General features: G+C 58.7%; 24 protein-coding genes and 1 tRNA gene. 21 read left to right on the forward strand and 4 right to left on the reverse strand.

Features of this window, described 5'->3' with window-relative positions; all coding sequences use genetic code 11:
* Positions 1-502: IS21 family transposase (locus tag TM5383_RS01340; RefSeq protein ID WP_503169796.1), on the reverse strand; the 502-nt coding region annotated here is incomplete at its 3' end.
* A 42-nt stretch (positions 503-544) separates the two neighbouring features.
* On the opposite strand from TM5383_RS01340, the gene TM5383_RS01345 reads away from it, so the two are divergent.
* The 6 genes from TM5383_RS01345 to TM5383_RS01370 all read left to right on the forward strand — a co-directional run bounded on the left by TM5383_RS01345 (position 545) and on the right by TM5383_RS01370 (position 4,880).
* Entirely contained in the window at positions 545-1,045 is a 501-nt protein-coding gene (locus TM5383_RS01345) for a hypothetical protein (RefSeq protein WP_231724988.1), read from the forward strand.
* Positions 1,042-1,875: a hypothetical protein gene (locus tag TM5383_RS01350; RefSeq protein WP_058317260.1), complete on the forward strand. Its 834-nt coding sequence runs from the start codon at positions 1,042-1,044 to the stop codon at positions 1,873-1,875. Before TM5383_RS01345 ends, TM5383_RS01350 begins: the two co-directional genes overlap by 4 nt.
* Before the next feature lie 77 nt (positions 1,876-1,952).
* Entirely contained in the window at positions 1,953-2,495 is a 543-nt protein-coding gene (locus TM5383_RS17065) for a DUF4453 domain-containing protein (RefSeq protein ID WP_082645357.1), read from the forward strand.
* Between the two features lie 8 nt (positions 2,496-2,503).
* Positions 2,504-2,920, forward strand: a complete 417-nt coding sequence (locus tag TM5383_RS01360; protein WP_076400217.1) for a hypothetical protein — start codon at positions 2,504-2,506, stop codon at positions 2,918-2,920.
* Between the two features lie 2 nt (positions 2,921-2,922).
* Positions 2,923-3,831 (forward strand): hypothetical protein, encoded by a 909-nt coding sequence (locus TM5383_RS01365; RefSeq protein WP_058317263.1) that lies wholly within the window; start codon positions 2,923-2,925, stop codon positions 3,829-3,831.
* Positions 3,832-3,836: 5 nt separating this feature from the next.
* Positions 3,837-4,880, forward strand: coding sequence for a hypothetical protein (locus TM5383_RS01370; RefSeq protein ID WP_058317264.1), 1,044 nt, complete (start codon positions 3,837-3,839; stop codon positions 4,878-4,880).
* Positions 4,881-5,295: 415 nt separating this feature from the next.
* On the opposite strand, the gene TM5383_RS01375 is transcribed toward TM5383_RS01370, so the two are convergent.
* Positions 5,296-5,385 (reverse strand) — tRNA-Ser (locus TM5383_RS01375).
* A gap of 330 nt (positions 5,386-5,715) precedes the next feature.
* Here TM5383_RS01375 and TM5383_RS01380 point away from each other — a divergent pair.
* The 7 genes from TM5383_RS01380 (at position 5,716) to TM5383_RS01415 (ending at position 12,114) form a co-directional block, all read left to right on the forward strand.
* The gene (locus TM5383_RS01380; protein WP_082645363.1) at positions 5,716-6,561 is read left to right on the forward strand and encodes a DUF2059 domain-containing protein; all 846 of its coding nucleotides are present in this window, start codon (positions 5,716-5,718) and stop codon (positions 6,559-6,561) included.
* A gap of 291 nt (positions 6,562-6,852) precedes the next feature.
* Entirely contained in the window at positions 6,853-7,434 is a 582-nt protein-coding gene (locus TM5383_RS01385) for a 50S ribosomal protein L21 (RefSeq protein ID WP_058317266.1), read from the forward strand.
* A gap of 22 nt (positions 7,435-7,456) precedes the next feature.
* Entirely contained in the window at positions 7,457-7,726 is a 270-nt protein-coding gene (gene rpmA / locus TM5383_RS01390) for a 50S ribosomal protein L27 (protein ID WP_058317267.1), read from the forward strand.
* 311 nt (positions 7,727-8,037) lie between these two features.
* The gene (locus tag TM5383_RS01400) at positions 8,038-8,613 is read left to right on the forward strand and encodes a GNAT family N-acetyltransferase (protein ID WP_058317269.1); all 576 of its coding nucleotides are present in this window, start codon (positions 8,038-8,040) and stop codon (positions 8,611-8,613) included.
* Positions 8,614-8,669: 56 nt separating this feature from the next.
* On the forward strand, positions 8,670-9,719 hold the full coding sequence (gene obgE / locus TM5383_RS01405; protein ID WP_058317270.1) for a GTPase ObgE: 1,050 nt from the start codon (positions 8,670-8,672) through the stop codon (positions 9,717-9,719).
* Positions 9,707-10,813, forward strand: coding sequence for a glutamate 5-kinase (gene proB, locus TM5383_RS01410; RefSeq protein WP_058317271.1), 1,107 nt, complete (start codon positions 9,707-9,709; stop codon positions 10,811-10,813). The genes obgE and proB overlap by 13 nt, the downstream gene beginning before the upstream one ends.
* Before the next feature lie 38 nt (positions 10,814-10,851).
* On the forward strand, positions 10,852-12,114 hold the full coding sequence (locus TM5383_RS01415; protein WP_058317272.1) for a glutamate-5-semialdehyde dehydrogenase: 1,263 nt from the start codon (positions 10,852-10,854) through the stop codon (positions 12,112-12,114).
* An 8-nt stretch (positions 12,115-12,122) separates the two neighbouring features.
* Here TM5383_RS01415 and TM5383_RS01420 read toward each other — a convergent pair whose 3' ends face one another.
* Positions 12,123-12,755 (reverse strand): histidine phosphotransferase family protein, encoded by a 633-nt coding sequence (locus tag TM5383_RS01420; protein ID WP_076400212.1) that lies wholly within the window; start codon positions 12,753-12,755, stop codon positions 12,123-12,125.
* Positions 12,756-12,797: 42 nt separating this feature from the next.
* Here TM5383_RS01420 and TM5383_RS01425 point away from each other — a divergent pair, with 42 nt between their 5' ends.
* The 3 genes from TM5383_RS01425 to olsA all read left to right on the forward strand — a co-directional run bounded on the left by TM5383_RS01425 (position 12,798) and on the right by olsA (position 14,748).
* A complete protein-coding gene (locus tag TM5383_RS01425) occupies positions 12,798-12,980 on the forward strand; it encodes a DUF3553 domain-containing protein (protein ID WP_058317274.1) in 183 nt (60 codons plus the stop codon).
* A 158-nt stretch (positions 12,981-13,138) separates the two neighbouring features.
* Positions 13,139-13,912: an L-ornithine N(alpha)-acyltransferase gene (gene olsB, locus TM5383_RS01430; protein WP_058317275.1), complete on the forward strand. Its 774-nt coding sequence runs from the start codon at positions 13,139-13,141 to the stop codon at positions 13,910-13,912.
* Between the two features lie 14 nt (positions 13,913-13,926).
* Complete coding sequence (gene olsA / locus TM5383_RS01435; RefSeq protein WP_058317276.1) at positions 13,927-14,748, forward strand: lyso-ornithine lipid O-acyltransferase; 822 nt, start codon at positions 13,927-13,929, stop codon at positions 14,746-14,748.
* 82 nt (positions 14,749-14,830) lie between these two features.
* Here olsA and mnmA read toward each other — a convergent pair whose 3' ends face one another.
* Positions 14,831-15,973, reverse strand: coding sequence for a tRNA 2-thiouridine(34) synthase MnmA (gene mnmA, locus TM5383_RS01440; protein WP_058317277.1), 1,143 nt, complete (start codon positions 15,971-15,973; stop codon positions 14,831-14,833).
* Between the two features lie 231 nt (positions 15,974-16,204).
* On the opposite strand from mnmA, the gene sciP reads away from it, so the two are divergent.
* The 5 genes from sciP to TM5383_RS17070 all read left to right on the forward strand — a co-directional run bounded on the left by sciP (position 16,205) and on the right by TM5383_RS17070 (position 22,078).
* Positions 16,205-16,483 (forward strand): CtrA inhibitor SciP, encoded by a 279-nt coding sequence (sciP, locus tag TM5383_RS01445; protein ID WP_058317278.1) that lies wholly within the window; start codon positions 16,205-16,207, stop codon positions 16,481-16,483.
* A 114-nt stretch (positions 16,484-16,597) separates the two neighbouring features.
* A complete protein-coding gene (gene ctrA, locus TM5383_RS01450) occupies positions 16,598-17,362 on the forward strand; it encodes a response regulator transcription factor CtrA (protein ID WP_058317279.1) in 765 nt (254 codons plus the stop codon).
* A 132-nt stretch (positions 17,363-17,494) separates the two neighbouring features.
* Complete coding sequence (gene ligA / locus TM5383_RS01455) at positions 17,495-19,750, forward strand: NAD-dependent DNA ligase LigA (protein WP_370695950.1); 2,256 nt, start codon at positions 17,495-17,497, stop codon at positions 19,748-19,750.
* The gene (gene recG, locus TM5383_RS01460) at positions 19,747-21,837 is read left to right on the forward strand and encodes an ATP-dependent DNA helicase RecG (protein ID WP_058317280.1); all 2,091 of its coding nucleotides are present in this window, start codon (positions 19,747-19,749) and stop codon (positions 21,835-21,837) included. Before ligA ends, recG begins: the two co-directional genes overlap by 4 nt.
* 118 nt (positions 21,838-21,955) lie before the next feature.
* On the forward strand, positions 21,956-22,078 hold the full coding sequence (locus TM5383_RS17070) for a hypothetical protein (RefSeq protein ID WP_268807778.1): 123 nt from the start codon (positions 21,956-21,958) through the stop codon (positions 22,076-22,078).
* The last annotated feature ends 215 nt before the right edge of the window (positions 22,079-22,293 follow it).

Below are 22,293 nucleotides of genomic sequence, written 5' to 3' on the forward strand. Positions count from 1 at the left end.
CCTCGGTATTGGCCGCAGGATAGGCCCGGATGTAGCATGCGTCGCTGTGCGGCAGATCGAGGGCAAAGAAGTGTGCCTTCTGCTCGACGCCGCCGATCACGACAAGCGCTTCACCAAAATCGGCCTGTGCATGACCGGGCGGATGGCTCAGCGGCACGAACATCTCCTTGCCGGTCCGCTTCCGGTCTCGAACGTAATCCTTGACGATGGTGTAGCTGCCATCAAAACCGCACTCGTCCCGCAACCGCTCGAAAATACGCTTGGCGGTGTGACGCTGCTTGCGAGGGCGGCTCCTGTCTTCAGCAAGCCATTGGTCCATCTGGCTGGTGAACGCATCCAGCTTCGGGCGCCTGATCGGCGCTGTCCGCCGATATCCCGGCGGTTCCGAATAGGCCAACATCTTCGCAACACTGTCCCGGCTGATCCCAAAATCCCGGGCAATCTGACGCCCGCTCAATCCATCCTGGAAATGAGCGTGACGCACCTTCAAATACAAGTCCACGGTGTATATCCCCAAGCCCTCCCGAAATCCGAAAGGGCAAAAGTGGACGACTTTTACGCCGCCCGCGACAACACTATGCCGTCGCTACCGTGGCCGAGTATTGCTCCGCCGTTCACAGGTGCGCTGCAGGCTGGGCAGTTCTGCGAGCTTGACGGGACTGAAATATTCTCCTGCACGCTGAAGGGTGGCACGCGCGGTGTCGAACTGTGCAATGCGGTTTGGGCTGATGGCACCAAGGCCGCCTATGGGTTCTTCAAATCCAACGGAACGGTGGAAAAAGAAATCCTGCAGGACATGGCCACACTCACCGCGATGCCGTGGAATGGCATGGGGAATTTCATGAATGAATCCGTGACCTTTGATGGTGGCGGTGGCTACGCCTATGAGGTTTGGTGGGGCAGCGAACGCACTGCAGGGGCCACGGAAATGGGCGGGATCAATGTGCTGAAAGACGGCGCACTGATTGCCGATATCCCTTGTGATGCGGGCAGCGTGAACAGCGACCTGACCTCCCTCATCGAACTGATCGAAGCGGCGCAATGACGGTTGTTTCAAAACATCGCTTCGCGTTCTCTGCGACTGCTGCTTTGGCGCTGTCCACTTGGGGCGGCACCGCTGCGGCGCAATCCGTTTGTGGTGGCGACGTGGTATTCCAATGCGCAACAGATAATGCCGATTTCCGCGAACAGATCACGGTCTGTGCGCAGGATCAGCGCTACGCGCTGACGCGCCATGCGCTGTCCTCGGGTGAGATGTATTACGACACGCCTTTGATCGCGGATGCCAATACCACCTGGTTTCGCTGGATCGAAGACGATCAGGCGCAGGTGGAAATCGGGTTTTGGAGCGTAGATTTGGCCGAACCGGTGACCCTGCATGTGGATCTGCCGTGGGATGACATGAATGAAACCGTTGCAGATACGGGTAATTTCAACATGTGGCTGCAATCCCCACACTGGCGGGCCAGTGTGGATCAAACCTTATGTGCCTCTGATACGGTTTACGCCGCGCCAGAGGGGCTGTGGCAGGCCCAGCGCGCGCGCGGCCCTATTGGCACATTCTTTTCGCATGATGACGTCATCCCCCGCGTAGACACGGTGGGCGTGGCACGGGTGACTGATGGGGATGCCAGCCCAGAGGGCGTGCCAGTCTATGCGTCCTCGCGCCCATCGGCCGCGACACCGATCTGGTGGATGCTGCAGCCTGGCGAAACTATTGATATCCTTGGTCGCGCAGGTGATTTCATCGCTGTTGCGATCCCAACCAACGGGCTGACGCAATGTTTCTTGCGTCCCGAAGATTTGGGGAAACCCTACACAGGCCCCTGCGCTACGGGATGGGTCGATCGCGCCCATCTGCAGCACATTCAATAAAACACAAACAGGCGTGCGTGCCTCCTCCTGATGCTCTGCTCACAGAGCCAGCGCACTGCCGCCTATGGAGACGATAGATGAGAACACTTCTCTTAACCGGAGCACTGGTCTGCACAGCCGGCACGGCCAGCGCCCTATGCGAGGATGCGTGGTATTTGCGGAACTTGGCCTTTGACAGGGCAGGGTATTGCTTTGGCTCCACCTTAGGAAAATCGGTATTTAGCGCAGACTGCTCGACGAAATCCCCCCACCTGACGGACTGGGATCAGCGCATGGTCAGCGCGCATAAACAACTGGAAGCCAGCTACAGCTGCAACATCAACACGAAAGGCCGTCACTTGGCCTCGTCGCTGATCGGCAAGCTGGAGGACATCGACCTGTTGCCGACGCTTTCAGAATTTGAATCCTCCTGTGTTGGATACACCGGTGCCCCCGTCACCATGACCAGCGGCATTGGTATGCGTAACAGCTATCCGACAGGTAGCATCACGGGTGGCGAAACGGTGCATTTCCGTTTCGAACCATGGGGCGGGTTCGAGTTTGTCGAAACAGACAGCGGCACTGGCTGGGTGCCCGAAGGTGCGATCACCCCCAATTCATGCGAGGTGTTTGCTGGATGATCGGGGGTATGCGTTCATCGCTGTTGTGCGTGCTGACTCTGGTGCCTGTCATCTCTCACGCGGGCTGCCAGCCTGCTGAAACCCTTGCGCTGTCTTGCACCTTGTCGAACGGGGGACAGCTTGCACTGTGCTGGACCCCGCAGCAGGCCCGCTTGGCGTATGACAAAGCCCCAGAGGTTCCCGCCGAAGTTGGCGTGCCTTTGGGGGATGTGACGGGGCTTACATCAAGCGACTGGGCGTCTTCGACACTCATCAGTGTGGGGGCGAGTTATGAAGTTTACCTCTCTGGGCAGATAGCAGGCCTGAACCTGATCCGGGACGGTGGCAGCCCCACCTCATACATCTGCGCAACTGGAACAGTGACTGGATCGCTGGCGAACCTCAACGAAGCGGCCATTTATGCCCCAAGTTCAAAGGAAGATTAGACGTGCGATCGTTTCTAACAGTATTCGGGGCTAGTCTGCTGTGCTCTGCCGGTGTGGCGCAGGCCTTTTGCGACGACATTTTGGCGACACAGGTGCTTTGCCTCACCGAAGACGCGGATGAGATCAAAGTCTGCGCCAGCGCGCATCCCGAAACAGAAAACCCTGTGCTGGAACTTCATGTGACGCCTCAGATATCGGATGGTCCGATCTATCAGCTGGCGGCGGATGTGCCCTTTGGCATGACGCCGGGCACTGGGGGCTTTCCGTGGGATATCTACGAGTTTTCCTTTCTGCATGATGGTGGCCGGGCTGTTTTAAGCGTGAAAACCCCCATCGGCAGCATCGATACTGCTGACGCAGAGATTTGGCTGGATTTGTTTGGACACGGCACCGCGCCGGATCGCACCCTAACCTGCATGCAGCCCGCCCTCAGTGCTGAGCTTGAAAGCCTGCTGGCTTTGCGCCGCGTATCGATGAATGCGATGCGCACTGGCCCAAGCGTCGACAGCGCCGCCTATTATCAGCCCAGCAAACCGATCATCGGGGCGACGCCCTATGGCAGCTATGACTGCCGTGAGGTGGCTGGTGTTCTTAGCAACGAAGGCACCGAAAATGGGCAGATCGCGCTTTATGCGGCGCCATCAGACGGTGCAGCCATCCTTGGTTATGCATTTCCATCCGACCTTGGCTCGGCTTTCGAGTGTGTGAACGACGCTGGCTTCTCAGGCATCATCTGGATCGATCCCGACAAGGGCGATGGCAAAGGCGGCTACTTGTCCCGACAAGACTATGAGGCGCGTTTGGCCGCCTGCGCTATGGCGCCCGATGCGTGGCCGCCCAACATGGCCTATTGGGGCAACTGTTCCAGCGCCTGGGTCAAACAAAGCAATATCGCCGGTTTTGGAGGGTGACACAGATGAAACATCTTGCATGTGCGGCGGCTGTGACATTCTACGCCGCCCCGACATTTGCCGACTGCGGCACTGACGGCACGCAGATCTTTTACTGCGACACGGAAAACGCCTCCCGCGTTCAGGTGTGCCTGCGCGATGAAACGGTCCAGTTTCTTGGTGGGCCCGATCTGTCCAGCCCTGTCTATGACATATCCATGCCCGTTCGCTTCATGCCCTACCATTCAAGCGGCATTGCACACTCCGAAGAGGACTTCAGCTACATCCGTTTTTATGAAGGCAAGCGGGTTTTCACCGTGGGCGTAGATCGGGATCTGGAGTTTGCCTCGGCGGCGCTGGGGTTGGCGCATGACTTCCTGCCCTCAAACGAAGAGGCCTGTAATCCTGACTCTATCGTCGATCAATTCCAGATACTGGACCTGATCGCGCGCAGTATGGGCCGTGTCTCTCCGGTTATATCTGTGCCCGAGGTTGCATCAGACTGTGGGGCGATCCATGCCCTGCGGCCTGCGGAGTGGATGGATGACAAAGAGGTTAGCCCGATCCATCTGGGGCCAGATCAGATCACCACAGAGGTCGTACCGGTTGATCAGAAGGTGCGCGCTTGTGGTGCGCCGGTCGATGGGTGGCAGGGGGTGCGTTTTCAATCCTATGGGTTTGAGTGCGACCTGAACGCACCGGATGCGATTGGCGCTGTGTGCAGTTCCGGCTTTGTGCGTCTGTCGCAACTCTCAGAAGGCCCCGACGCCGCGCCAGAGCCCACCCGCCCACAGGCGCTTGCCTGTCAGGCTGGGGGCTTTCGGTTTGTCATGGTGCGCGCCGACAATGGATCAGTTGCAATCGAAAACGAGCAGTTGCGCCTGACCCTCCCCGAAGGATCGGGCCCCCAGACCACCACCGATACCGGGTCGGAACAAATCATGCGCTTAAACGCCAAACTGACCCTGGTACTGTCTTATGAAACGCTCAAACTTGATGTGTCCCACAGTGAACAGGGGCAGCAGTCCGGCATCTGCGTTCCCGTCGATCTAAGCGATGTGTCAAATTGATCTGAAATCCCCCCTGTCATTGGAAACCGTGACAGGGGCCTTCTGATCCATTTTCAATGAATACAATTATGACATTCCATCGCGCTTTTGCCGCAGCCGCTCCTTTGAACCATTGGACATCATGGCGACGATCTTCTCTTCGCCAGCCGCCGATATTTCCGCGCTTGAGGTAAAGCCGCCATCTCAGCACTGCACAGACCAAAGCCTGTCCGCAGCGCGCCGCCGCCCAGTGGCCGGACTTTTCGGTAGTTTCTCTGTCAGCTTGCTAGTGCGCGCAAAACCCATACCGCTTAATGAACTGACTGGCGGACAGTCAAAACCCAATTAAGAAAATCCAAAAGTCGCAGTAAGAACCTGCAAATGAAACCAAAAATGCGCCGAGCGCGACGCTATGGGGTTGTGAAATGGGAAGTAATGGCGGAGAGACAGGGATTCGAACCCTGGGTGGGCTTGCACCCACAACGGTTTTCGAGACCGCCCCGTTCGACCACTCCGGCACCTCTCCGTCCGCTGAGACCGTGGTCTTGGTGTGGGGCGATTTAAAGAGTAATGGCGGGGGGGGCAAGGGGCTTTTTTGACTTTTGTGAAAGTTTTTCGTCAGCCGCTGCGTTGGCGTGTCCAGACCTGTTGAGGTGGGTGGTGGATCGGGTGCTGGAAAAGAGCACTTAGGAACCTAAATTCATAAGGGTAGGGGGTTTATCTTAAAGCGGGGCTTGCATCACTCGCGGTGGCGGGCCACGCTGTTGGCGGGCTATGGCCCCTGTGGAGAGGACATGTTGTGTTGACATCTTTGACAAATTTGCATCGGAGCGTGGTCCGCTCTGTCTTGGGGGGCTTGACCGCGGTCTCGTTCGCTGCGCTTCCTGTTGCCGCTGCACCAGCGGCGGTAGAGGTGGCGCCGCGCACCGAGACGGTCGCCGACAGCCACAGCGCACAGATCGATGCCTTGTTCGCGGCGCTCGGTATGCCCGAGATGTTGCAGATCCTTCAGGAGGAGGGGCTGGTTTATGGCGATGATCTGGCCAACCAGATGTTGCCCAATGGCACTGGTCCTGTCTGGCAGGCGCTGGTGGCGGATCTGCATGATCCGGATGCGTTGCACGCCTTGATGCGCAGTGGGTTTGAGGAGAGCTTTGGTGATGCTGACGTGACGCCATTGCTGGCCTTCTATAATAGCGAGGCGGGCCAGCGTATTGTCGAACTGGAACTGTCCGCGCGCCGTGCCTTCATGGACGAAGAGGTCGAAGAGGCCGCCCGCGCCCGTTTCCGCAATATCGCCGTGCCTTATAATGACCACCTCGGCGCGATCGAAGCCTTCGTTGAGGAAAATGATCTGGTCGAGATGAATGTGGCAGGCGCGTTTAATTCCAACTTCATGTTTATGCGTGGTTTGGTGCAGGGCGGCGCGTTTGAAATGAGCGAGGGCGACATTCTGGCTGACATCTGGTCACAAGAGGCGGAAACGCGCGCTGACAGTCATGAATGGGTCTATGCGTTTTTGAGTATGGCCTATCAGCCGCTGAGCGCGGCAGAGATTGAGGCCTATGTCGATCTGTCACGCACCGCCGAGGGTGCAGCGATGAACCGCGCGCTGTTCGCGGGGTTTGATCGGATGTACGGTGCGATCTCGCTATCGCTTGGGGTAGCGCTGGCGCGTCAGCTGCAAGGGGAAACGCTGTAGGGCGGGCTGGTTTGCGCATCTGTGTAGGTGATTGCGCGGCTTATCTGGTCTGGTGATGTTGATGATCACTCAAGTAAATAAGGCCAAAAGGTCCATTGCAGTGCAAGTAAGTGTTGACTTATCCCCAGCAACCGACAATAAGCGCGGCTTAGGGCAGGGGTAACTCTGCCCTGTTTTGTTGTAATATCGCCCCGAGAGGGGCACGCAGTTCGCGGTGATGCAGGATGAAATGCCTGTAACATGAACGCCCGAAACGGGGACCATAGAACGCGGAAACTGAAGGAAATGCAAATGTTTGCGGTTCTGAAAACCGGCGGCAAGCAGTACAAAGTTCAGGCGGGTGATATCCTCCGCGTGGAAAAATTGGCTGCCGATGCAGGTGAAACTATCCAATTCAACGAGATTCTGATGCTGGGCGGCGACAACATGGTTGTTGGCGCACCCCTGGTAGACGGCGCGGCTGTTCAGGCCGAAGTTGTTGACCAGATCAAAGGCGAAAAGCTGATCCACTTCGTGAAGCGTCGTCGTAAGCACAGCTCCAAGCGTACCAAAGGTCACCGTCAGCAACTGACCCTGATCAAGGTAACCGACATTCTGGCCGCAGGCGCGGACAAGTCGGGCGTGAAAGCAGCCGTAGGCGCAGGTTCGGTTGCAGCAGCACCCGCCGCCAAGCCCGCAGCAGCGAAAACCGAAGCAGCCGCAGGCGCAGCCGACGATCTGACCCAGATCACCGGTGTTGGCCCCGCAGCCGCTAAAAAGCTGGCCGAAGCCGGCATCACCACCTTCGCACAGCTGGCTGCTGTTGACGCCGATGCATCGGACGTCAAAGTGAAACCCGAGTGGGTTGCACAAGCTGCCGAACTGGCGAAATAAGTAGAGCTTAAGGAGACACCTCATGGCACATAAAAAAGCTGGCGGTTCATCCCGTAACGGTCGCGACTCAGCTGGTCGCCGCCTTGGCGTAAAACTCTACGGTGGCCAGGCCGCCATTCCGGGCAACATCATCGTGCGTCAGCGCGGTACCAAGATGTGGCCGGGTGAAGGCGTCGGCATGGGCAAAGACCACACCCTCTTTGCTACCGTCGAAGGCAAAGTGACCTTCCACAAAGGTCTGAAGAAACGTACCTTCGTTTCCGTACTGCCAGTGGCGGAGGCCGCTGAGTAAGCCGATCGGTTTCGCTTTATGCAAATTGGGGGATCGGCGAAAGCCGGTCCCCTTTCTCTTTGGTACATGGTCTTTGGTACTGCGGCCATTTTGGCCAAGCGATCTCGACAAGGTTTTAAGTTCACAAGAGTTTTTGGCGGCGTGACTTGCTTTTTCGGGGTCAGTTGCCATCTGTTTGATACATCAGCGGGTTACATGCCGCGCGCGTTGACGGAAATGGTCGCTGACCATCCTGACAACACGGCAAGAGGAGGCCGCAGCACAGGCATGCTGGCCCCGGCTGATGAGATTTACTTGGAGGAGTGTTTGATATGATGCTCGACAAACAGCCGCTTGAGGCGGCGATTGAAACAGATCGGTTCGTGCTGCGCCCGCTGCGCAAATCGGACAAAGGTCTCATTGAGATGAACAGCGCCGACCTGCGTGTCGCGCGCAATACCCGCACGATTCCACATCCCTTGCCGCCGGGGGCGATTGACGCCTTTGTTGACCGCGCACTGGATGATGAGCGGACCGAGGATATGTGGGCCATCGACGGCACCCATGTGGGCGGCTGCGAGGTGATGGGCCTGATCGGGCTAGAGGAAATGGATCGCGGCCAAAGCCAGATCAGCTTCTGGGTGGCGCCGCCGCATTGGAACAATGGCATTGCCTCTGCCGCCGTTGCGGCCCTGCTAGAGGCAAACCCGCAAGGCGCGGACACCGTCTTTGCCGAGGTGTTTCAGGACAATCCGGCCTCGGCCCGTGTGCTGACCAACTGCGGTTTTGAATATCTGGGGGATGCGGAAACCTTTTCGGTTGCCCGCGGCGCCAATATGGCCACCTGGACCTACCTGAAAAAACTAAACGATCATAAAGACGCCGGTAAAAAACAAAAACAGGCGTAAGCAAAGGGGGATGTGCATGCTTGTGCATCCCGCGACCTTTGCGATAGGAGACAGTCATGAAATTTCTTGATCTCGCAAAGGTCTATATTCGTTCGGGTTCCGGCGGCAACGGCTGTGTCAGCTTCCGCCGTGAGAAGTACATCGAATATGGCGGCCCCGATGGTGGCGATGGTGGCACAGGCGGTACTGTCTGGGCTGAAACCGTAGATGGTTTGAACACGCTGATCGACTTTCGCTATCAGCAACACTTCTTCGCCGATAACGGCCGTCCGGGCATGGGCAACCAGCGCACCGGTGCCGATGGGGCGGACATCATCCTGAAGGTGCCTGTTGGTACCGAAATTCTGGATGAGGATCAGGAAACGGTGATTGCCGATATGACCGAACTGGGCCAGCGCGTGCTCTTGGCCAAGGGCGGCAATGGCGGTTGGGGCAACCTGCATTTCAAATCCTCCACCAACCAGGCGCCACGTCGCTCGAACCCCGGTCTCGAAGGGGTGGAGCGGACGCTTTGGCTGCGCCTGAAACTGATTGCGGATGTGGGCCTGCTGGGCCTGCCGAACGCTGGTAAATCCACCTTCCTTGCGGCGACGTCGAACGCACGTCCCAAGGTCGCGGATTATCCCTTCACCACGCTGCACCCCAACCTTGGCGTTGTGGGCGTGGATGGTGCGGAATTTGTCGTCGCTGACATCCCCGGCCTGATCGAAGGCGCGTCCGAAGGCCGTGGTCTGGGCGATCTGTTCCTCGGCCACGTCGAACGCTGCGCTGCGCTGTTGCATCTGGTGGATGGGTCGTCGGGCACTTTGCTTGAGGATTATCAGACCATCATTGGCGAACTCGAGGCGTATGGCGGCGGTCTGGCCGAAAAGCCACGCATTACCGTGCTGAACAAAATCGACACCCTCGACGAAGAAGAGCGCGCTTTCCTCAAGGAAGAACTGGAGGCCGTTGTTGGCGGTCCTGTCATGCTGATGTCCGGCGTCTCGCAAGAGGGCACCGAAGATGTGCTGCGTGCCCTGCGCGCCCAGATCGACGACAACCGCCTGCGGATCAAGCAGGAAAAGCTGGCCCAAGAGGGTGAGGAAGAGACGTGGCATCCCTAAGCGCAGCGAAGCGTCTGGTCATCAAAATCGGCTCCGCCCTTTTGGTGGATCGTGAAACCGGCCAGCTGCGCCACGATTGGGTGCAGGGTTTGGCGCAGGATGTGGCTCGGCTCAAGGGGCAGGGCAAGGATGTGATCCTTGTCTCCTCCGGCTCAATCGCGCTGGGACGTGGAGTGCTGGGCCTGCCTGCCACCGAACTGGCGCTGGAACAATCCCAAGCGGCGGCTGCCGTCGGTCAAATCCGACTGGCCCGCGCCTATGAGGAAGTGCTGGCGCCCTTCGGCATCACCACCGCGCAGGTTCTGGTGACGCTAGAGGACAGCACCGATCGTCGCCGTTACCTCAACAGTCGCGCGACGCTGGAACAGTTGGTCAGCCTTGGCGTGGTGCCGATTGTGAACGAAAACGACACCATCGCGACGGACGAAATCCGCTACGGCGACAACGACCGGCTGGCCGCCCAGGTCGCGGTCACGGTGGGCGCGGATCAACTGATCCTGCTGTCGGACGTCGATGGCTTTTACAGCGCCAATCCGCAGGTTGATCCCAGTGCCGTGCGCTATGACGTGGTCGATGACATCACCCCTGAGATTGAGGCGATGGCCGGCGATGGCGTGTCTGGCCTGTCCAAGGGCGGGATGATCACCAAGCTGATGGCGGCCAAAACCGCGACCAAGGCGGGATGTTCGATGGCGATCACCGAAGGATCGGTTGTGCGCCCGCTGACCGCGCTGGAACAGGGTGCCAATGCCACCTGGTTCACCGCGCAGGTGGACCCGCAACAGGCCCGCAAACGTTGGATCGCCGCGATGAAGCCCAAGGGTGATATTGTCGTGGACGCCGGTGCCGCCGGTGCGCTGGGGCGTGGCAAAAGCCTGCTGCCGGCAGGTGTTTCCGCCGTGGCGGGTGCATTTGGTCGTGGCGATCCGGTCGCCATTCTGGATGCGCAGGGTCACAAGCTGGGGCAGGGGCTAACCCGATATGACTCGGTTGAGGCAGGAAAAATTCGTGGCCACCGGTCAGAGGATATCGAAGGCCTCTTGGGCTATCCGGGCCGCGCCGCCTTGATCCATCGTGACGACATGGCGCTCTAGGCGCACTTTTAATAGTTTTGCAAAAACGGACCAGACAGATGACTGACAGCGAAAACATCCCCGCAATGATGCAAGAGCTTGGCCAGCGCGCCAAAGCCGCCGCAGCAGAGCTGGGTTTCGCCCCAGCCGCCCAACGCCAGAAGGCGCTGGAGGTGGCGGCAGACACCGTCTGGGCCAAACGCGCCGAGATCATCGCCGCCAACGCCAAGGATCTGGAATTTGGCCGTGGCAAAGGCCTGTCAGACGCGATGATGGACCGTCTATTGCTGGACGAGGCACGTATTCAGGGCATCGTTGATGGCTTGCGTGCAGTTGCCGCGCAGGATGATCCGGTGGGTGAGGTGCTGGCCGAATGGGACCGCCCCACCGGCCTGAACATCCGCCGCGTGCGCACGCCCTTGGGCGTCATTGGCGTGATTTATGAAAGCCGCCCCAATGTGACCGCCGACGCCGGTGCCCTGTGCCTGAAGGCGGGCAATGCGGTGATCCTGCGCGGTGGGTCGGAAAGCTTTCATTCTTCATCCCTGATCCACGCCTGTCTGGTTGAGGGGCTGCGCGCCGCCGACCTGCCCGAAGCGGCGATTCAACTGGTGCCGACCCGTGATCGCGCGGCGGTGCAGGAATTGTTGACCATGACCGACTATGTGGACGTCATTGTGCCCCGTGGTGGTAAAGGTCTGGTTGGTCTGGTCCAGCGTGAGGCCCGCGTGCCGGTCTTTGCACATTTGGAGGGGATCGTTCACATCTACGTCGATGCCTCTGCAGATCCGCAAAAGGCGCTGGATGTGGTGCTGAACGCCAAAACCCGCCGCACCGGCATCTGTGGGGCCGCCGAATGCCTGCTGATCCACCGCGATATCGTCGATGGTCTGGGTGCCGATCTGATCCGCATGCTGGTTGACGCCGGTGTAGAGGTGCACGCAGGCGAAGGCCTGCAGTTAGACGGCACGCTGGCCGCCAGTGACGAAGATTGGGGCAAAGAATTCCTCGACAGCATCATCGCAGCCAAGGTGGTGGATGATGTTGACGGCGCGATTGATCACATTCGCCGTTACAGCTCCAGCCACACCGACTGTGTGCTGGCAGAGGATGACGCAGTTGCCGACCGTTTCTTTGAACGGTTGGACAGTGCGATCTTGATGCGCAACGCCTCCACCCAGTTCGCTGATGGTGGCGAATTTGGCATGGGCGCCGAAATTGGCATCGCCACTGGCAAAATGCACGCCCGTGGTCCGGTGGGCGCGGCGCAGCTGACCAGTTTCAAATATCTGGTGGTGGGCAACGGAACGACCCGCGCCTGATTGTCAGGTTAGAAAATCAAATGCAGCTCCGCCTCCTTTGCAGAAATGCTGAGGGGGCGGTTTCGTTTTGCCAGTAGCGGGGGCAGCAACGCAAACTGCACCTCTTGTGGGGGCGGTGGCGTGGCATCTGTCACGTTTTGATCGGCCACGACGCGCCAGAGTTCTGAATTCCATTGTAACCGATCGCTTTCCACCTGCACCGACCATTTCACTGGTGTGCCGTCGCGCGCGCCGATGTGCACATCCCCGCCAAAGGGCAGCGCCGTATCCACGCACAACAACAAAAGTGCCAACACCTGAATGTCAGAGCGCGGTGCTGCGTCTGGCCCGTGCCAATGATAGCGAACCCGGGCATTGGCGCTAAAGTGTGGTAGCAGGGTTTGAAATTCTGCCCCGTTGATGTCTGACTGCGCTGATGCCTGACCAAATGCCAAACGAAAGAACTTCAGTCGCGCGTTGGCACAAGCGACGCTGTCGCGGATCAGGGCCAGTTCCGCTGGTTCCGCTGATCCACGCGTAAATGACATTTCCAACATCTCAATCCCGTTGGCCAGCGCCCCGAGGGGGCTAACGAGGTCGTGGCAAATCCGCGATCCGACCATTTCGGCTATGTTGCTTTGATCGCTCTGTGGTGTATTCATCCCCAAACCCCTCCGAACAGATCCCACCATAAGGATGCGATCATGACCTCTATGACGTCTTTTCTGGAACCAGGCATGCGTGTGCGCCATCCCCAACAGCCTGATTGGGGCATCGGCCAGGTCCAATCCAATATTGGCGGCAAGGTCACCGTCAATTTCCCAGAGGCGGGCAAAGTCGTGATTGACGGTACGCGCGTTGACCTGCAGCTGGTTTTTGATGATTGAAAATAGTTACTATTTAGTAAACAATTTATAGGTGTGATGCGACGGTTTTAAACATCCTGTGCGCCTAGGCGTTGCCAATAGCCTCTTGTCGCCCTAAAACCCATTGAAATCAGGGCGCGCGCTGTCTGGGTGCGCAAACGACGGGTGAGATCACTGTCATGCACACACCGGATTTTTCGACGAAGCTGGTCGAAACCGAAGAGGAACTGCGCGCCGCGCAACATCTGCGTTATCGCGTCTTTGTTCAGGAACTGGGCGGCGGTGGCGCCGATGTGGATCACGAGGCGCAGCTGGAAAAGGATCGTTTTGATCCGTTTTTTGATCACTTGATTCTGCTGGATCACGCCCGACCTGGTGCGATCAAGGATCAAGTTGTGGGTGTTTACCGTCTGTTGCGCGATGATCAGGCCGACGCTGTGGGGCAGTTCTACTCCGAAGATGAATACGATCTGACCCCGCTGCGCGCCTCGGGGCGGCGTCTGTTGGAGCTGGGCCGGTCTTGCCTGCATTCGGACTATCGTGGTGGCGCGGCAATGTTCCACCTATGGAACGCTTTGGCGGCCTATGTCTTTGAACATGAGGTTGAAATCCTGTTTGGCACAGCCAGTTTTCACGGCACGGATCTTGATGCGCTGGCGCAGCCCTTGGCGATGCTACACCACAATCACCTTGCGCCGCCTGAACTGCGCGTGCGTACGCAGCCCGAACACTATGTCGATATGAACCGTGTGGCGATCGATGACCTGGATCGCCGCCATGCGATGGTGCAGGTGCCAGCACTGATCAAGGCCTACCTGCGTTTGGGTGGCTTTGTTGGTGACGGTGCCTTTGTGGATCATGCGTTCAATACCACCGACGTGTGTCTGATTATGGACACTGCGCGGATGAACGAAAAGAAAAAAAATATTTACACGAAAGAGGTTGCGCGGTGAACGTAACTTGGGAAATGCCGCCTGAACCACCCCGTGAACCGTTGGGGGTTGGGGGGATCGTGCGGGCATTGGCGCGCGGTATTGTGCTGGGCACACTGGTGTTTGGCGGGCTGATGTTGATGCTGTTGATCCGTCTGGTCGAACGTCCGATTTATGGCGTCCGCCGGCCGTTGACGCCGTTTTTAACGCAGTTTGTCTGTCGTAATGCGTTTCGCATTCTGGGGATCGAGTTTCGCCACCGTGGCACCCCAATGCAGGAACGCGGCGCTGTGGTCGCTAACCACTCCTCTTGGCTGGATATTTTTACGCTGAACGCAACCAAGCGGATCTATTTCGTGTCCAAGGCCGAGGTGGCCGGTTGGCCCGGTATCGGCTGGCTGGCGCGCGCAACGGGCACTGTGTTCATCAAGCGCGACCGCAAAGACGCCAAGCTGCAGCAGCAGATATTCGAGGACCGCTTGCTGGCTGGTCATAAACTGCTGTTTTTCCCAGAGGGTACGTCGACCGACTCGATGGTGGTTTTGCCATTTAAAACAACGCTTTTTCAGGCGTTCTTTCATGAGCATCTGCGTCATGAAATGCACATTCAGCCGGTTACCGTGATTTATCGCGCGCCCGAGGGGGCTGATCCACGCTATTATGGTTGGTGGGGCGATATGGAGTTTGGGCCGCATTTGTTGAAGGTGCTGGCGGCCCGCCGCCAAGGTTCGGTCGAGGTGGTGTATCACCCCCCGGTACGTGTGGACGCCTATGCAAACCGCAAAGTTTTGGCGGCTGAGATGGAAGCGACTGTGCGCGGGGCTATGCCGCCGGAACGTCGCGGCCCGTCACACTAATTAGGTCATACGCTATCAAAAACGGAAAATGCCGCAGCGGGTGCTGCGGCATTTTTGTTTTCATACATAGGTTTAGGGGGCGCTATTCGCCTTTCCAGATCCAGCCGCCGCCAAAGATACGGCTGCCTTCACCGGCGTAAAACACACAGGCCTGACCGGGGCTGACGCCTTCTTCTGCGGTCAGCAGTTCCACCTCTGCCTCGGTTTCCGAAATCGGGCGGATGATCGCATCGCGTGGTGGGCGGGTGGATCGGACCTTCACCTTAAGGTGCCACTCCTTTTGCGAGGTGAACGCCTCATCCCCCAGCCAGTTGATCTCGCGCACGGGAATAGTGCGGGTTGCCAGCATTTCTTTGGGGCCGACAACGACCTGCTTGTTGTCAACGTCCAGTTTCACCACATACAGCGGTTCTGACAGGCCGCCGATGCCCAGGCCGCGACGTTGACCGATGGTGTAGTGGATCACGCCGTTATGTTCGCCCAGCACACGACCGTCCGCATGAACGATCTGTCCCGGTTCCGCCGCGCCGGGGCGCAGTTTTTCGATGACCGAGGCGTAATTTCCGTTTGGAACGAAACAGATATCCTGACTGTCGGGTTTGTCGGCAACGGCCAAGCCGTATTTCGCTGCCAATTCACGGGTCGCATCCTTGGAAGGCAGATGCCCCAGCGGGAAGCGCAGGTAAGACAGCTGTTCCGGCGTGGTCGAGAACAGGAAATAGCTTTGATCGCGGTTTGCATCCTCGGCGCTATGCAGTTCCGCGCCGTTTGCGCCCATCTTGCGCTGGATGTAGTGACCGGTGGCCATGCAGTCGGCCTCCAGATCCTTGGCGGTTTCCAATAGGTCCTTGAACTTCACCCGTTCATTGCAGCGAATGCAAGGCACAGGTGTTGCGCCACCCAGATAGCTATCGGCAAATTCGTCGATCACTGCTTCTTGGAAAATATTTTCATAATCAAGAACATAGTGCGGAAAGTTCATCTCTTCAGCGACGCGCCGTGCATCGTGAATGTCGATGCCCGCGCAGCACGCACCTTTCTTGGCCAGCGCAGCGCCGTGATCATATAGCTGCAGGGTGACACCGACGACGTCATAGCCTTCTTCGGCCAGTTGCGCCGCAACGACGGATGAATCCACACCGCCCGACATGGCCACAACCACACGGGTCTCAGAAGGTGGTTTAGCGAACCCGAGAGAGTTCACTTCGGTGGGTTGGTCCAACATCGTTGACGACTCCTTACGAAAGATCGCGGGAATATATGAAAATTGCGCGCACTCTCAAGAGGGCGTTTCACCAGCTGTTAAGCTCTCTGTCTCAGATTTGGGGATGCGGGGGCGAATATCAACCCGCGATCGCGACAGATCTGCACCGGTGGGCGCTGTGGGAACCTGTCAGGACTGGCTAACCGTGGTGGTTGCGACCGGACGTTGGTCCGCGACGAAAGGAGTGGGTGAATGTACTTGAAAAAACTCGACGGACCACGGGCGGTGACGTTGCCTGATGGCAGCCGCATGACATTGGCGGACTTGCCGCCGACTGACACAAGCCGCTGGGTTGCCAGCCGCAAGGCGGCGGTGGTGCGCGGGGTTCTTTATGGGTTGCTGTCACAGTCTGATGCACTGCGGCGTTACAATCTCTCGGACGAAGAGTTTCAGGAATGGATCGCCGCGATGTCCCTGCATGGGGAGGATGCGCTAAAGGCGACACATCTGAAGGCTTATAGAAATAGCTGAGTTGTGATAGTCTAGGGTGGTTTTGATAATATTCGATTAACCTTTAAGGTGCATATTGGTTGGGCAGGCATAAAGCCGGCGCGTCGAATCGGCGCCCCATTATTGGAGAGAGTGATGCGAATACTTCTTGTCGAAGATGATCCAACGACCTCGAAAAGCATCGAAATGATGCTGACCCATGCCAACCTGAATATCTATACAACCGACCTCGGCGAAGAGGGGATCGATCTGGCGCGCCTATATGATTACGATCTGATTTTGCTGGATCTGGGGCTGCCCGACCTGAATGGCCACGAGGTGCTGCGCCAAATTCGTCTGTCGCGGGTCGAAACGCCAATCCTGATCCTGTCCGGTGCTGATGACACAGAAAGTAAGATCAAGGGGTTCGGGTTTGGCGCCGATGATTATCTGACCAAGCCGTTCCATCGCGAAGAGTTGGTTGCGCGCATCCATGCAATCATCCGCCGCTCCAAGGGGCATTCGCAATCTGTGATCCGCACGGGCAAGATTAACGTGAACCTTGACGCCAAAACCGTCGATGTTGGTGGTGTCACGGTGCATTTGACTGGCAAGGAATACCAGATGCTGGAACTGCTATCCTTGCGCAAGGGGACCACGCTGACCAAGGAAATGTTCCTGAACCACCTCTACGGCGGCATGGATGAGCCCGAGTTGAAGATTATCGACGTCTTTATCTGCAAGCTGCGCAAGAAACTCAGTGTGGCAACAGATGGAGAGAATTACATCGAAACGGTTTGGGGGCGCGGATATGTGTTGCGCGACCCCGAAGAGGAACGGGTGGCGCTGGAAAATCTGTCCGCTGATCGTCGGGGCGGCGAAGATGCGGTGGCTGTGCCTGACCTCGCCCTGCGCGCCTGATCGCGCGCTTCTGCTCTGGACCTTGGCCCGTTCCAGCCCTATCACTTGGGGTGAACAGGACGCGAACGTCGCGGGGGGATTGTTGGGTGTTTGCCTGCAACCTCCGCCGACAGCCAAGAAGAGGGCACAGCTTTGGCAGAGCTTGAAAATGTAGCGGTAGACCAGCTGGATCAGGCGCAGGCGGCGGCAGAATTGGAACGTCTGGCGCAGCTACTTGGGGCGGCAAACGCCGACTACCACGGTGCCGATCAGCCGCAGATGTCGGATGCGCAATACGATGCGCTGAAACAACGAAATGCCGCGATTGAAGAGCGCTTTCCGTATCTGAAAAGGGCCGATTCCCCTTCGGATCAGGTGGGGGCAGCGCCGTCCGAAGGATTCGGTAAAATCCGCCATGTGGTGCGGATGTTGTCGCTGGGCAACGCGTTCGAAGACGAAGATGTCACTGCCTTTGTGACCCGTAATGCCAAGGATCTGGGTATAGACCGCGCTGCGCTGACGTTTACGGCAGAGCCGAAAATTGACGGCCTGTCCCTTTCGCTGCGCTATGAACAGGGAAATTTGGTCTATGCGGCCACCCGCGGTGATGGTGAAACCGGCGAAAACGTCACCGCAAACGCGCGCACAATTGCCGATATCCCGCAGGTGCTGTCGGGCGCGCCTGATGTGCTGGAGGTGCGGGGTGAGGTCTATATGTCCCACGCCGATTTCTTCGCGTTGAATGAGCGGCAAGCGGAACGGGGCGGAAAACCCTTTGCCAACCCACGCAACGCGGCGGCTGGGTCTTTGCGGCAGTTGAATGCCGAAATCACCCGCGCGCGACCGCTGCGTTTCTTCGCCTACGCTTGGGGTGAGCTGTCCGAGCCACTGGCAGAAACGCAGATGGGGGCGATTGAACGGCTGGCGGCCCTTGGGTTTCAGACCAACCCGCTGACACAGCTGTGCCAATCATCGGCGGACCTGATCGCGCATTATCGCCTGATCGAACAGCAGCGTGCCGATCTGGGCTATGACATCGACGGCGTCGTCTACAAGGTCAACGATCTGGACCAACAGTCGCGCCTTGGTTTCCGTTCGACCACGCCGCGATGGGCTGTGGCGCATAAGTTTCCGGCCGAACTGGCCTGGACCCATCTGGAAGGCATCGACATTCAGGTCGGGCGCACTGGCGCGCTGTCGCCTGTTGCGCGCCTAACGCCTGTCACCGTGGGCGGCGTCGTGGTGTCAAACGCGACGCTGCATAACGAAGATTACATTCGTGGCCGCAACTCCAAGGGGGAGGAGATCCGGGGCGGTCGCGACTTCCGCATTGGCGATTGGGTGCAGGTCTACCGCGCTGGCGATGTGATCCCGAAATTGGCGGATGTGGATCTGAAAAAACGGCCCGAAGATAGCGCGCCCTATAACTTCCCGGAAACATGCCCTGTTTGCGGTTCAGTCGCCGTACGTGAAGAGGGGGATTCGGTCCGCTATTGCACAGGCGGGATGATCTGCGCGGCGCAAGCAGTTGAGAAGTTGAAACATTTTGTCTCTCGTAAGGCGTTCAATATCGAAGGCCTCGGCGCCAAGCAGATCGAAGCGTTCTATGGCGATGAGGTGCTGGCGATCCAAGAGCCGGCGGATATCTTCACCTTGAAGGCGCGCGATCAGAAACAACTGGTGCGGCTGAAAAACCGTGATGGTTGGGGCGATCAAAGCGCGAATAACCTCTTTCAGGCCATTGATGAAAAACGTGAAATTCCGTTTGAACGGTTGCTGTTTGCCCTTGGAATCCGCCACATCGGTGAAACCGTCGCCCGCGATCTGGCGCTGCATTTTGGCGACTGGGCCAGCCTGATCGAAACCGCCGACCGTGCCCGTGATGCCGCATTTGCCCATCGTCAGGCAGACCTGGCCGAAGAGGCGGAGCGGATCGCCGCCACCAAAGAGGGGCGCCGCGCGGTGATTAAATCCACCCGCGACGGGGCCATCGCGCGCTGCAATGTGTCGATGCCGTCGCGCGCCGCGTGGGAGAAACTGATTTCCCTCAATGGGATAGGTGCCTCTGTTGGGTTGTCGCTGACGGATGCGTTGGCCAACAACGCCGAACGCGCGGCGATTGAGCGATTGGTTGAGCAGTTGACCACCATCATCGCACCCGAAGCGCCCGCCGCCGACAGCGCGATCAGCGGCAAAACCGTGGTCTTCACCGGCACGCTGAACATGAAACGCTCGGACGCCAAGGCACAGGCCGAGGCGCTTGGCGCCACTGTGGCCGGATCGGTGAGCAAGAAAACCGATTATCTGATAGCCGGACCGGGTGCCGGATCGAAGGAAACCAAGGCACGGGATCTGGGCGTCACCATCCTGACCGAGGATGAGTGGCTGCAAATGATCGGGGCGCAATGACGGGGCGGCCCGAACCCCTTTATCCGCTGTTTGCGGATCTGGAAACGCTGGCGGGGGTGGGCCCGAAAACGGCGCAGAACCTTGCGGCGCTGGATGTGCATCGCCCGGTTGATCTGATCTATAACCTGCCTAACAGTGGCGTGGATCGGGCCCTGCGCGACACGGTGCAGGGTGCGGTCCTGCCAGAGGTGATCACCGTCAAGGTCACCGTCGGCCAACACCGCGCGCCGCGCAATCGCGGCGGCGCCTATCGCATCACGGTGGAAGATGCGCAGACCACCTTCCAATTGGTGTTCTTCCACGCCCGTGGCAGCTATCTGCAGGATCAACTGCCCGAAGGGTCCGAACGGGTCGTTTCTGGCAAGGTCGAATTTTTCGACGGCATCGCCCAGATGGTGCATCCCGATCACATGCTGCCGGTGGCGGAGGCGGGCGCTATTCCTGCCTTTGAACCCGTCTATCCGCTGACCGCGGGCGTGAGCCTGAAGCAGATGGGCAAGGCCGTGACCTCAGCCTTGAAACGGGTGCCGGACCTGCCTGAATGGATTGATCCTGAACAGAAAAAGCGTGAGGGCTGGCCGAATTGGGCCGATGCCATTGCTGCTGTACATGCGCCCACACGGGCGGAGGATCTGGCCGCCACATCGCCTGCGCGGCAACGGCTGGCCTATGATGAATTGATGGCGCATCAGTTGACCTTGGCACTTGCACGCAGTCAGCTGAAACGCGCGCAGGGGCAGGTGACGAAGGGCACCGGCAAGTGGCAGGCGCAGGTTCTGGCGTCGCTGCCCTATAAACCCACCGGCGCGCAATCCCGCGCGATCGGCGAAATTCAGGCCGATATGGCACAGCCGCACAAGATGAACCGCCTGTTGCAGGGCGACGTGGGCGCGGGCAAGACGCTGGTGGCCTTCATGGCGCTCTTGACGGCCGTAGAGGGCGGCGGGCAGGGCGTGATGATGGCCCCGACCGAAATCCTGGCGCGTCAGCATATGGAGGGACTGTTGCCCCTGGCCGAAGAGGCGGGCGTTGTGCTGGAATTGCTGACGGGCCGCGATAAGGGCAAGGAGCGGGTGGCGAAACTGGCCGCATTGGCGCGCGGTGACATTCACATTCTGGTCGGCACCCATGCGGTGTTCCAAAAGGATGTGGAGTTTAGCGATCTGCGGCTGGCGGTGGTCGATGAACAGCACCGCTTTGGCGTGCGGCAACGGTTGGAGCTGGGCAAAAAGGGCGCGGCCGCGGATGTTCTGGTGATGACCGCCACGCCGATCCCACGGTCGCTGTCGCTGGCGCAATACGGCGACATGGACGTGTCGGTGCTGGATGAAAAACCGCCGGGCCGCAAACCGATCAAAACCGCGATGGTCACGACCAACCGGATGGAAGAGGTGGTAAACCATCTGCGCAAAGCGGTGGCCGAGGGCAAGCAGGCCTATTGGGTCTGCCCCTTGGTCGAAGAGAGCGAAGTCATGGACCTGACCGCCGCTGAGGAGCGGTTTAAACACCTGCGCGCGGTTCTAGGCGATGGCGTTGTCGGCATGGTTCACGGTCAGATGCCCGCAGCGGAGAAGGACGCCGCGATGGCGGATTTCGTCGCGGGGCGCACCAGCGTCTTGGTCGCCACCACGGTGATCGAGGTGGGGGTCAATGTGCCCAATGCCACGATCATGGTGATTGAACGCGCCGAAAGCTTCGGCCTGGCGCAGCTGCACCAGCTGCGCGGGCGTGTGGGGCGTGGGGCGGCGGAATCGACCTGCCTGCTGCTCTATCAAGCGCCGCTGAATGACACCGGCGAACGTCGCCTGACCACCCTGCGCGAGACCGAAGATGGGTTCCGCATTGCGGAGGTCGATCTGGAAATGCGCGGCGCGGGCGATCTGATCGGCACCGCGCAGTCGGGCCTGCCACGGTTCCGGGTGGCGGATCTGGAAACGCAGGCGCCGTTGATGGCAGTGGCGCAAAGTGATGCGCGCAAGCTGCTGCATGACGATCCGACGCTAGAGAGTGCGCGCGGACAGGCGGCGCGTGTTCTGTTGTGGTTGATGCAGCAGGATCAGGCGATCCGTTTGATTTCAGTAGGTTAACCTTCTCCAAGGGGCGAATGGGAACATTTGTTCGCAAATGTTCTCAAAAAGTTCTTTACTCGACTCGGGTGATATGAGAACAAAGTAGCAACACGAGAGAGGGAAGGGAGATCACACCATGATCCGCGACATCAAAGCTGCCATCATTCGTTCATCTGATACCCTGCTGGCTGACACCATCGGTGCCGCCGCATTGGTCGCCATGTTTGTGATTGGGCTGCATCTGCCGCTGCTGACCTGATCTGTTTGCCAGACGTTTATCTGCCTGCCTGATCATGCCACCCCGGCCTGCGCCACCTGTCCCCATGCGGCGTATTTGACCTGCCTGTTTGAACCTGACGTCCTGCGTCGGATCAGCCTGTCCCACAGTGATCTGCATCCCAGCGGATCACCGGTCCAACTGGAAAGCCTCTTCCCGGGGCGGGGTGGAACTGCACATGATCATGCAACTGTACC

The sequence above is a fragment of the Thalassovita mediterranea genome (assembly GCF_001458435.1).
In the GTDB taxonomy this organism is placed as follows: Bacteria; Pseudomonadota; Alphaproteobacteria; order Rhodobacterales; family Rhodobacteraceae; genus Thalassobius; species Thalassobius mediterraneus.

Coding starts and splice junctions, on each gene's coding strand:
- TM5383_RS01350 (WP_058317260.1), top strand. CDS start 1,042: ATGACGGTTGTTTCAAAACATCGCTTCGCGTTCTCTGCGACTGCTGCT.
- TM5383_RS17065 (WP_082645357.1), top strand. CDS start 1,953: ATGAGAACACTTCTCTTAACCGGAGCACTGGTCTGCACAGCCGGCACG.
- TM5383_RS01360 (WP_076400217.1), top strand. CDS start 2,504: ATGCGTTCATCGCTGTTGTGCGTGCTGACTCTGGTGCCTGTCATCTCT.
- TM5383_RS01370 (WP_058317264.1), top strand. CDS start 3,837: ATGAAACATCTTGCATGTGCGGCGGCTGTGACATTCTACGCCGCCCCG.
- TM5383_RS01385 (WP_058317266.1), top strand. CDS start 6,853: ATGTTTGCGGTTCTGAAAACCGGCGGCAAGCAGTACAAAGTTCAGGCG.
- rpmA (WP_058317267.1), top strand. CDS start 7,457: ATGGCACATAAAAAAGCTGGCGGTTCATCCCGTAACGGTCGCGACTCA.
- TM5383_RS01400 (WP_058317269.1), top strand. CDS start 8,038: ATGATGCTCGACAAACAGCCGCTTGAGGCGGCGATTGAAACAGATCGG.
- obgE (WP_058317270.1), top strand. CDS start 8,670: ATGAAATTTCTTGATCTCGCAAAGGTCTATATTCGTTCGGGTTCCGGC.
- TM5383_RS01415 (WP_058317272.1), top strand. CDS start 10,852: ATGACTGACAGCGAAAACATCCCCGCAATGATGCAAGAGCTTGGCCAG.
- TM5383_RS01420 (WP_076400212.1), bottom strand. CDS start 12,755: ATGAATACACCACAGAGCGATCAAAGCAACATAGCCGAAATGGTCGGA.
- TM5383_RS01425 (WP_058317274.1), top strand. CDS start 12,798: ATGACCTCTATGACGTCTTTTCTGGAACCAGGCATGCGTGTGCGCCAT.
- olsB (WP_058317275.1), top strand. CDS start 13,139: ATGCACACACCGGATTTTTCGACGAAGCTGGTCGAAACCGAAGAGGAA.
- olsA (WP_058317276.1), top strand. CDS start 13,927: ATGCCGCCTGAACCACCCCGTGAACCGTTGGGGGTTGGGGGGATCGTG.
- mnmA (WP_058317277.1), bottom strand. CDS start 15,973: ATGTTGGACCAACCCACCGAAGTGAACTCTCTCGGGTTCGCTAAACCA.
- sciP (WP_058317278.1), top strand. CDS start 16,205: ATGTACTTGAAAAAACTCGACGGACCACGGGCGGTGACGTTGCCTGAT.
- ctrA (WP_058317279.1), top strand. CDS start 16,598: ATGCGAATACTTCTTGTCGAAGATGATCCAACGACCTCGAAAAGCATC.
- recG (WP_058317280.1), top strand. CDS start 19,747: ATGACGGGGCGGCCCGAACCCCTTTATCCGCTGTTTGCGGATCTGGAA.
- TM5383_RS17070 (WP_268807778.1), top strand. CDS start 21,956: ATGATCCGCGACATCAAAGCTGCCATCATTCGTTCATCTGATACCCTG.